General features: G+C 69.0%; 8 protein-coding genes. 4 read left to right on the top strand and 4 right to left on the bottom strand.

Annotated elements, in window-relative coordinates; all coding sequences use genetic code 11:
• Nucleotides 1-139 precede the first annotated feature (139 nt).
• Nucleotides 140-667, top strand: a complete 528-nt coding sequence (locus tag MFM001_RS00955) for a hemophore (protein WP_116373529.1) — start codon at nucleotides 140-142, stop codon at nucleotides 665-667.
• On the opposite strand, the gene MFM001_RS00950 is transcribed toward MFM001_RS00955, so the two are convergent.
• Nucleotides 660-1,817, bottom strand: coding sequence for a YbhN family protein (locus MFM001_RS00950; protein ID WP_238158826.1), 1,158 nt, complete (start codon nucleotides 1,815-1,817; stop codon nucleotides 660-662). The genes MFM001_RS00955 and MFM001_RS00950 overlap by 8 nt on opposite strands.
• A gap of 86 nt (nucleotides 1,818-1,903) precedes the next feature.
• Between MFM001_RS00950 and MFM001_RS00945 the strand changes: the two genes are divergently transcribed.
• Nucleotides 1,904-3,052, top strand: coding sequence for an AI-2E family transporter (locus MFM001_RS00945; RefSeq protein ID WP_116372654.1), 1,149 nt, complete (start codon nucleotides 1,904-1,906; stop codon nucleotides 3,050-3,052).
• Here MFM001_RS00945 and MFM001_RS00940 read toward each other — a convergent pair.
• From MFM001_RS00940 to trmB, 3 genes are read right to left on the bottom strand one after another with little or no spacing between them, the layout of a single operon-like run.
• Nucleotides 3,049-5,913, bottom strand: coding sequence for an MMPL family transporter (locus MFM001_RS00940; protein ID WP_116372652.1), 2,865 nt, complete (start codon nucleotides 5,911-5,913; stop codon nucleotides 3,049-3,051). The genes MFM001_RS00945 and MFM001_RS00940 overlap by 4 nt on opposite strands.
• Before the next feature lie 49 nt (nucleotides 5,914-5,962).
• Complete coding sequence (locus MFM001_RS00935; protein WP_116372650.1) at nucleotides 5,963-6,661, bottom strand: NYN domain-containing protein; 699 nt, start codon at nucleotides 6,659-6,661, stop codon at nucleotides 5,963-5,965.
• Nucleotides 6,658-7,434 carry a tRNA (guanosine(46)-N7)-methyltransferase TrmB gene (gene trmB, locus MFM001_RS00930; RefSeq protein ID WP_116372648.1) on the bottom strand — a complete coding sequence of 259 codons (777 nt, stop codon included), beginning with the start codon at nucleotides 7,432-7,434 and terminating at the stop codon, nucleotides 6,658-6,660. Before trmB ends, MFM001_RS00935 begins: the two co-directional genes overlap by 4 nt.
• Before the next feature lie 154 nt (nucleotides 7,435-7,588).
• On the opposite strand from trmB, the gene MFM001_RS00925 reads away from it, so the two are divergent.
• Nucleotides 7,589-8,521: a hypothetical protein gene (locus MFM001_RS00925; RefSeq protein ID WP_116372646.1), complete on the top strand. Its 933-nt coding sequence runs from the start codon at nucleotides 7,589-7,591 to the stop codon at nucleotides 8,519-8,521.
• Entirely contained in the window at nucleotides 8,518-9,987 is a 1,470-nt protein-coding gene (locus MFM001_RS00920) for a hypothetical protein (RefSeq protein WP_116372643.1), read from the top strand. The genes MFM001_RS00925 and MFM001_RS00920 overlap by 4 nt, the downstream gene beginning before the upstream one ends.
• The last annotated feature ends 119 nt before the right edge of the window (nucleotides 9,988-10,106 follow it).

Genomic DNA, 10,106 nt, shown 5'->3' with positions numbered 1-10,106 from the left:
TGCTACCCGGCTTGCCTCGTCAGGATTGGCGGCGGCGCCGCAACGGATGGCAGGATGTCCGGTGGGCGTTTCGGGTCGGGGATCAGATCCCACTGCCATGTGGCGATGACCTGCGCCCGCAAGCCCTTAAGGAGTGTTCATGACGACGAGTGCGACGTTGCGCCGCAGGCTCTTTGGCGTACTGACCGCCACCGCGCTGGGCGGCGCTGCCATCGTCGCATCGGCTGTGCCGTCGGCCGTCGGTGCATCCGATCCGTGCGCCGCCAGTGAGATGGCTCGCACGGTCGGCTCGGTGGCCAAGTCGACAGGTGACTACCTGGACTCGCATCCGGAGACCAACCAGGCGATGACCAACGTCCTGCAGCAGCCCGCCGGACCGCAGTCGGTGAACTCCCTGAAGTCGTACTTCGACGCCAACCCGAAGGTGGCCAGCGACCTGCAGAGCATTTCGCAGCCGCTGACCGCGCTGTCGACCAAGTGCAAGCTGCCGATCAGCATTCCGCAGGTGCTGGGCCTCATGCAGGGTGCGCAGAACGGGCTGCCCGGTGGTGGCGCGGCTCCGGTGTCGCCGGTGGCCGGCCCGGTGGGCGGCGCTCCGACCGGCGGCGCCCCGGTGGCACCGGCGGGACCGGCGCCCGGCCCGACAGCACCCGTCGTCGTCAGGTAGCGGCCCGGCCCCCGGTTTCGGGGTCCGGTGGCGGCAGCGGGCCTTGGAGCGCCCCGTCGCCCGGATCGGCCGGCGGAGCCTGGTCCGCCGAGTCCGCCTCGCCGTCGGGCTCGACCTCGTTTTCGGTGCGGAACATGAAGAAGAACACCACCCAGCCGACCGCCGCGATCAACAACCAGCTGATCACCCGGTAGATCAGCATGGCCGAGATGGCGTCGGGCAACGACATGCCGCTGGAGACCAGACCGGGAACCAGCACCGCCTCGACGACCAGCAGCCCGCCCGGCATCAGCGGTATCGTGCCGACGGCGCGCGCCGCGGCGTAGGCGACCGTCAGCCCGGCCACCGACGCGTTGCCGCCTGCCGCGTACGCGGCGAAGCCCAGACACGCCACGTCGGCGATCCAGTTGAACAGCGACCACCCGAACGCCACCGAAAGGTCGCGGCGGCCCAGGCTGACCGACTCCAGCTGGTCGAGGGTTTGCCGCCACTTGTCGATGCCGGTACTGGCGGGCTTGCCGCGCACGGAGTTGACCCAGGACAGCACCCGCACGCCGATCCCGTCGATCAACTCCGGCCGCGACGCCACCGCCTGCGCCAGCAACAGCAGCGCGACAAACCCACCGAGGGTGAACAGCAGCGAGAACGGGTTGTTCTTCGCGCCGAGGAAGAACGCGCCGCCCAGACCGAGCAGCGCCAGCCCCACCGCCTGCAGCACACCCGACATCACCAGCTGCCAGGACGCCACCACCGTCGATGCGCCCCAAATCCGTTGCTGCCGAAGCAGAAACGTGGCCGACAGCACCGGCCCGCCGGGCAGCGTGGTGCTCAGCGAGTTGGCGGCGTAGAAAGCGGCTTCCGAGCGCCACTGCTTGACTTCGACGCCGGCCGACTTCAGCAGAGTGCGCTGGATCTGCGCAAAGCTGTGCATCGACGCGGCGGCTGCCAGCGCCGCGGCCAGCAACCAGTACCACTTCGCCGAGTAGAGGCTGTTGGCCGCCTTGGCCAGCTGATCCCACACCAGTGCCACCTCGACCGCGAGAACCACGGCGACGATCCCCAGGATCACCCAACGGAGCCACCAGTACTTGCCGTGGGCGGGCGCTTCGGCCTGACCGTCGACGTTGTGTGGCGGCGCGTCGTGCGACACGTGGTTTAGGGTAGCCGCGCAGGTCGCGCCAGGATCGTTGCTGCGCATCGCGCCGTGTCGGTGTCTGCGCAGATTAGGCTGGCCGCATGCCGTCGATCGACGACTCCGTCGAGCCCCTCGTCCGCAAGACAGCCGCCTGGGCCTGGCGGTTGCTGGTGATCTTGCTCGCCGTCGTCGCATTCCTCTGGGTCGTCAAAAAGCTGGAAATCATCGTCGTCCCGGTTCTGGTGGCGTTGATGCTCAGCGCGTTGCTGGTGCCGATGGTGGACTGGCTGGACCGCCACCGTCTGCCGCGCGGCGCCGCGGTGACCTTGGTTTTGTTGGCCGGCTTCGCGATTCTGGGCGGCATGCTGTCGTTCGTCATCAGCGAATTCGTGATCGGCTTACCGGATTTGGTCGACCAGGTGACGCAGAGCATCGACTCCACCCGTAAGTGGCTGATCGAGGGACCACTGCATCTGAGTCGCCAACAGATCGACAACGCCGGCAACGCCGCGATCCAGGCGCTGCGCAACAATCAGGCGAAGCTGACCAGCGGCGCGTTGTCCACCGCGGCGACCATCACCGAGATCCTCACGGCCGCGTTGATGATGCTGTTCACGCTGATCTTCTTCCTCTACGGCGGCCGCAACATCTGGCAGTACGTCACCAAGATCTTTCCGGTCGCCGCACGAGAGCGGGTCCGCGCCGCCGGCCGGGCCGGCTACGGCTCGCTGATCGGCTATATCCGCGCCACGTTTTTGGTCGCACTGGTCGACGCGGCGGGAGTCGGCACCGGCCTGGCGATCATGGGTGTGCCGCTGGCGTTGCCGCTGGCCTCGCTGGTGTTCCTCGGTGCCTTCATCCCCTTGGTCGGTGCGGTGGTCAGCGGCTTCCTGGCGGTGGTGGTCGCCTTGCTGGCTAAGGGATTCGTCTATGCGCTGATCACGCTCGGGGTGCTGATCGGGGTCAACCAGCTCGAGGCGCACATCTTGCAGCCGCTGGTGATGGGCCGCGCGGTGTCGATCCACCCGCTGGCGGTCGTGTTGGCGATCTCGACCGGCGGTGTGCTGGCCGGGATCGTCGGCGCGCTGCTGGCGGTCCCGACGGTGGCGTTCCTCAACAACGCGTTCAAGGTGCTGCTGGCGCGCGAGCCCGCCGCCGAGGCCGACGCGCTGACCGAGGAGGGCGAGTCGGTGATGGAGGCAGAGCCGGACGAAGTCGAAGCCGAAACTGCCGCCGAGCCCAGTAGTTAGAAGCGGCCTTCGCGGCGCAGCAGGTCCTGCGCGCTCAACCCCCCGCCGCGACGCTGCCGGACCTTTTCGGGGTCTGCGGCGTTGCGCGCCCGGGAGTTCAGTTTCTCGGTGGCCATATCGGAGTCGTCGTCCGGCGGCGCGGTGGGGATGGCCGTGGTGGCTTCTTCCTCGTCGCCCGACTGCGTCGGGCCGGCGGGCGGCTGCGGCGGCGGAGCCTGGCGCTCAGCGGGTTTGGGTCCACGCAGTTCGCTGAGCCAGGACTCGATCTCGCGGTCTTGCGGCGGCGGGCCCGACGGCTTGGGCCGGCCTTCGCCGCCGCGGGGTTCGGGTGCGGCGTTCTTCGGTGCCGCGAAGCGTGTCGTCTCCGGCTCTTCTGAAGACTCCGGCGGTGTCGGGGTCCGCATCCGGGTGGTGCCTGCCGTCGAGGGCGTGTCCTGACGCGGCGGCCGGTACTCCGGCCGCGGGGCCGACCGCGGGCGGGCGGCGCCTTCCGCGGACGGGTGGGTGGGGTCGTGCGGCGGTCGCGGCTTGGTGGCGACCGGCCCGCGCGCCGCGACGGCAACCCGGTCGGAACGACGCTGTGTGGGCCGCTTGCGCTCGGGGGGCAGGTGGATCTCGCCGAGCCCGAGCCGGGTCTGCAGCCGCTTCATCCAGCGCGGCGCCCACCAACAGTCGTCGCCGAGCAGTTTCATCACCGACGGCACCAGGAACATCCGCACCACGGTGGCGTCCAGCAGCAGTGCCGCCATCAGGCCGAACGCCAGGTATTTCATCATCACCAGGTCGGAGAACACGAACGAGCCGGCGACCACGGCTAGGATCAGCGCCGCGGCGGTGATCAAGCGACCGGTCGTGGCCGTGCCGATCCGAATGGCCTCGGAAGTGGACATGCCGGATTCCCGTGCCTCCACCATCCGGGAGACCAGGAACACTTCGTAGTCGGTGGCCAGGCCCCAGCCGACCGCGACCACCAGGGCGATGACCACCACCATCAACGGCGTCGGGGTGAAGTTCAGCAACCCGGCACCGTGCCCGTCGACAAAGATCCACGTCAGGATTCCCATCGTCGACCCGATGGTCAACGCGCTCATCACCGCGGCCTTGATCGGCAGCACCACCGACCCGAACGCCAGGAACATCAACAGCGTCGTGGCGGTCAGCAGGATCACCAGCATCAAGGGTCCCTGGGCGGACAAGGCGTGGATGCTGTCCTGCTCGAGCGCGGGGGTGCCGCCGACCAGCAGGCTGAGCCCCTTGGGGGCGGGGATCGCCCTCAGCTCCTTGATCTTCTGCGCGGCATCGTTGCGGTTGACCAGTCCGTTCTCGATCACCCGCACCGACTTGTCCTTCGACGCGCCCGGCAGTACAGGGCGTTCCTTCCACATGTCGGCCGGGTTGTTGTCCGGCTCGACGAACCCGCTGATGGACATCGCTCTGTTGCGGACGTCGGCGACCTGCTGGTCGGTGACGGGCTTGTGGTTGTCGGATTCGATGACCAGCGTCAGCTTCTCGGTCCGGAACCCGGGGAAGATCTTGTCGAACTGCTCTTGGGCGACCCGAGCGGAATTGTCCGGTGGCAGGTACTTCTCGCTCATACCGCCGAAGGACAGCTTGCCCAGCGGGATGATCAGCAGGATCATCGCGATCACGATCGGGACGGCGAACGCCAGCGGCCGCTTCATCACGACGTTGACCAGCTTGCCCCAGAACTCGCCCTCGACTTCCTCGCGGGTCTTGGTCTTCTGAGTCTTGTCGGCCAGGAAGTTCAGCCACCAGTTCATCGGCTTCCAATTACGGAAGAACGGCACGCGCAACAGGGTTCGCACTCCGAGCGCGTCGACGTGGGGACCCAGCACACCCAGGCAGGCCGGCAGCAGGGTGATCGACAGCAGCGCCGCCAACCCCACCGCCGCGAAGATGGCGTACGTCAGCCCCTTCACGAAGGCCTGCGGCATCACCAGCAAGCTGGCGCTCGAGACGATGATCAGCACCGCGGAGAACACCACGGTGCGACCAGCCGTCATCACACTGCGGCGCACCGCGGCCTCGGTGTCGTAGCCTTCGGCGATCTCCTCGCGGAAGCGGCTCACCACGAACAGCCCGTAGTCGATGGCGAGACCGAAGCCGATCAGCGAGATCACCGGCTGGGCGAAGAAGTTCACCGGACCGAAGAGGGTGACCACCCGCAGGATGCCCGTCGCACCGGCGATGCTCAAGCCGCCGACCATCACCGGCAGCCCGGCGGCCACCACACCGCCGAACACAAAGAACAGCACCACCGCCACCAGCGGCAGCGCCAGAACCTCCATGCGCCTCTGGTCGGTGGCGATGGTGCCGGTCAGTGCGTCGGCAATCGGCTGCAAGCCGGCCAATTTGACCGTGCCGCCATCGAGCTTTTGCAGGCTGGGCTCGACGGCCTGGTAGTTCTTCAGGATGGTGTCGTCGTCGTCGCCCTTGAGCTGGATCGAGGCGAACGCGTGCTGCTTGTCGGCGTCCGCCATGTTGCGCAGCACGTCGGGGTTGGTGAAGTAGCCCACCCAGCTGAGCACTTGGCCAGAGTGGTCACGTTTGACGTTGTTGAGTCCGTCTTTGATGCTGTTGAACCACTTCTGGTCGTCGACTGTCTTGCCTTTGGGCGCGGTGAAGACGGCGACGATGTGGCTGGTGCGGTCGCGACCGTAGACCTGGTCGCCGACGATCGACGCCTTCACCGACTGGCTGCCGTCGTCGTAGAACCCGCTCTGAGTGACGTGTTTGCCCAGGCTCATCCCGAAGATGCCGCCGCCAAGGCACAGCGCCACCATGACCCCGATGACGATGTACCGGTAGCGGTATACAGTTCGGCCCCACCAGGCGAACACGTAAGCTCCTTACTGGATCTGTATCGACCCGCGCATTGCTTTTGAGTTGTCAGACACGCGAGGTCAGTAGCGACGACAGCGGCCGGAACGGCTGCAGCCACGCCCCCTGCTCAGGCAGCGAATCCAGTCCGATTCGCGGCAGCGGCTCCCGGAAAACACCCTCGATGTCCTCCAGGTCGACGAACTCCAAGGTATCCGACGCTAACGCCCAACTCGCGTGTTCGCGAAATCCGAGCACCTGGACGGGTACCCCGCCGCGCGAGATGTCTTCCAGCGGTTCCCGGAAGGCCTGACCGTCGGCGGAGGCCACCACCAGCGCGGCCAGACCCTGCTGGTTGCGCAGCGCGATGTGTTGGAGCATGTCGGTATCCACATCGGAGTCGTCATCAATCTTCGGCTTGGCGAAGACGGCAAATCCGACGTTACGCAAGGCATCCACCCACGGCCGAACCACTTCGGCGCTGCCCGGCGCGATGTTGGTGAACACGGTGGCCTCGGGTTCGCTCGACACGTCGTGCCGGTCGGCGGCCACCTCGGCGGTGCGGCTCAGCAGCCAGCGGCCCAGCGCGTCGAAGCGGGGCCGTTCCAGCGCGGTGGGCCGGCGTCCCAGGATCGAGCCCAGCCCCATGTCCAGGTTGGGCGCGTCCCACACCAGCAGCACCCGCCGGCCACCCGGCCCGACGGCGTCGGCGCCGGCCGGTTCCGCCAGCGCGGGCATCACGGCGTCCGTTTCTTCGGTCAGGCTCATGGACTGTTTCTTTCCCAGAGCAATTCGGTGACGTCGCTGCCGGCATGTTGTGCCTTGGTCTCGTACTTGGTGGTCGGACGGACCACCGAGATCGGCAGCGACGGCTCGTCGGGACCGACCCGCCGCAACCGCGGCTCGGCGTCGCCGACCTCGGCGATCTGCTCGGCGTAACCGGCGTGGTCGGTGGCGGCGTGCAGCACACCGCCGGGCCGTAACCGGTCGGCGATCAAGGCGACGGTGGGCGGTTGCAGCAGCCGGCGCTTGTGGTGGCGGGCCTTGGGCCAGGGGTCGGGGAAGAACACCCGCACCCCCGTCAATGTGCCCGAGGGGATGAGGTGCTCGAGGACGTCGACGGCGTCGCCGCGGATCAGGCGGATATTGCCGACGTTCTCCCGGTCGATGGCGCTCAGCAGCTGCGCCAGCCCGCGCCGGTACACCTCGACCGCGATCACGTCCACGTCCGGCTCGGACTGTGCCATGGCGAGAGTGGAAGTCCCTGTGCCGCAACCGATTTCGAGAACCACCGGCGCTTCCCGGCCGAACCACGCCGGGATGTCCAGCGGATCGGCCGGCCCGTCGGAGCTGCGGGCCATGATGCCGAGTTGCGGCCACAACCGGTCCCAGGTCCGCTGCTGGGCGGCCGAGAGGGCGGAACGCCGGGTTCGGAAGCTGGTGGTCCGGGGATAGCCGCTGGCCGAGCGCGGCGCTGGCACGCCGGTATCCGGGCGCGCCTGGACCCCGGACTGTGCGTGCATTGGTCCATCGTTACCCATATACCTATGGTGTAGCCGCACCGCGGTACAGATTGATACCCAACAGTTGCCTTTGGCTGGTACTGGCTCGCGCCCCGACGCGGCGGATGTCACGATGCGAGTGGGAGCGGCGCTCGCCGGTTCAGCGGGCCGGTTCAGGGACAATGGGCGGGACATGAGCGGACAGCGGCACCGGGGTTTCATCGACGAGCTGGCGCGATATGCCGCCGACGCCCGCTGGGCCGCGATCATCGAGCCGCTCGCCGCGCCGCTGCGAGTCGCCGTATCCGGGCGCTGCGGCGTGGGCCGCCGTACCGTCGCACACGCGCTAGCGGAGGCCGGGGTCCCGGTGACCCCCGATGCCGATTTGCAGGTCCACGTGATCGCCGAGGTGGTCAAGCCGGAGGACCGAGCCGAGGTCGCGGCGGCCCAACTGCCGGTGCTCGTCGTGCAGAACAAGGCAGACCTGGCCCGCGAACCGCTGGCCGCGCTGGGCGTGCCGAGCCAGCCGATGGTGGGATTGCTCGCTGTGGCCGTACTGGACGACAAGATGTGGGATGCGCTGCGGGCGCTGACAGCCCGGCCCGCCGACCTCCGTTCTCCGGACAGCTTCGTGGCCGGCATCCACCCGGTGCCGGTTGACGTCCGCCGCCGGCTGCTCGACACGCTCGACCTGTTCGGCATCGCACAGGCGCTCGCCGCGATCCGCCAGGACGCATCGAAGGCCCAGGTTCGGGCCCGGTTGCGCAGGCTGAGCCGCATCGACGCCGTGCTGGCCAAGCTGGCGGCCCTCGGCGCCGAGGTGCACTACCGGCGGATGCTCGACGCCGTCGCCGAGCTGGAGGCGCTGGCCGTCACCGACTCGCGCGCCGCCGAATTCCTGTCGCGCGACGACACGGTGATCGCCCGGATGGCCGCCGCCGTCGACGTCGTCGAAGCCGCCGGCCTAGACGTCGACCGCTGCCAGAGCCCCGCGGCGCACCTGCGCCGCGCGGTGCGCTGGCAGCGCTACGGCTGCGGACCGGTGAGCGGCATCCACCGTGCCTGCGGCGCCGACATCGCCCGCGGATCGCTGCGGCTCTGGTCGCACACCGGGGGATCGCCATGACCGATCCGGTCGCCGACGTCGACGCGATGGTCGGCGCAATCGGGCCGCGGCTGAGTGCGCCCGTCATCGCGCGCCGCGACGCGGTGCTGGTCACCGGGCCGTGGCTCGCTGGGGTCAGCGGCGTGGCCGCCGTGCTGCGCGAACGGCTGCCCGAGCACACGTTCGTCGAGTCGGCGGACCTGGCGCCCGGCGAGGCGCCGAGCGCCGTGGTGTTCGTGGTGTCCGCGGCCGCGGTGCTGACCGAATCCGACGCCGCACTGCTCGACGCCGCGGCCACCGACACCGACCCCGTCGTCGCCGTCGTGTCCAAGATCGACGTCCACCGCAACTGGCGCGACGTGCTGGCCGCCGACCGCGACATGCTGGCCGCGCACGCGCCGCGCTACGGCCGGGTGCGCTGGGTGGGCGCGGCCGCAGCGCCCGAACGCGGCGAACCGCGCGTCGACGAACTGGTCGTCGCGGTCGAAGAGCAACTGGCCGACCCCGACATTGCCCGGCGAAACAGGTTGCGCGCCTGGGAGTCCCGGCTGCAGACCATCGCCAGCCGGTATGACCGTGATGCCGAAGGCGCCGGCCGCCGGGCGCGGGTCGAGGCCCTGCGCGAGCAGCGCAACGCCGTGCTGCGGCAGCGGCGGTTATCTAAATCCGAGCGCACGATCGCGCTGCGCAGCCAGGTCCAGCAGGCACGCGTGCAGCTGTCCTACTTCGCCCGCAACCGCTGCGCCTCAGTGCGTTCGGAGTTGCAGGAGGATGCGGCCGGCCTTTCCCGGCGCAAACTGCCGGAGTTCGAGGCCTATGCCCGCGGCCGCGTCGAGCAGGTGGTGACCGAGGTGGACGACGGCACCACCGCGCATCTGACCGACGTCGCGCAGGCGCTGGGGCTGGCGGTGGAGCCGCCCACCGCCGAGTTGCCGCAGGTGGAGATCGGTGCGCCGCCGCTGAAGTCAAGGCGGCTGGAGACCCGGCTAATGATGCTGCTGGGCGCCGGGTTCGGGCTGGGGGTGGCCTTGACGCTCAGCCGGCTGCTGCTGGACCTGGCGCCCGGCTTGACCGCGGCGGGCATCGTCGCGTGTGTGGCGATCGGCCTGGCGGTCACCGTCTGGGTGGTCGGCACCCGAGGCCTGCTCGCCGACCGCGCGGTGCTCGACCGCTGGGTTGGCGAGGCCACCGGGTCGCTGCGCTCGGCGGTCGAGCAGCTGGTGGCTACCCGGGTGCTGGCCGCCGAATCGGCCTTGAGCGCGGCGCTCGGCGAGCAGGACGAGGCCGAAAGCGCCCGGGTGGCCGACCAGGTGAGCGTCGTCGACACCGAACTGCGTGAACACGCCGTCGCGGCCGCCCGCGCGGCTGCGCTGCGCGACCGGGAGATGCCGACATTGCAAGCCGCGCTCGACGCCGTTCGCGCTCAGCTCGGTGAGGCTGCCGACGCGGCTTCCGTGTCGACAATTGGGGCAGATGAGGCGATCTGAATCGTTCTTGTGAGTGAGCTGATACACGCCCGAGCCAATTTGGGTATACGGCCCGCGATAACCTGTGTTAAGGATCGCAAAGCTGTTTTGCAAACCTTCGCAGCCGTGACACGCACGAG

This window comes from Mycobacterium sp. MFM001 (assembly GCF_003402475.1).
Lineage (GTDB): Bacteria > Actinomycetota > Actinomycetes > Mycobacteriales > Mycobacteriaceae > Mycobacterium.
This window is presented reverse-complemented; position numbering and strand designations above follow the sequence as displayed.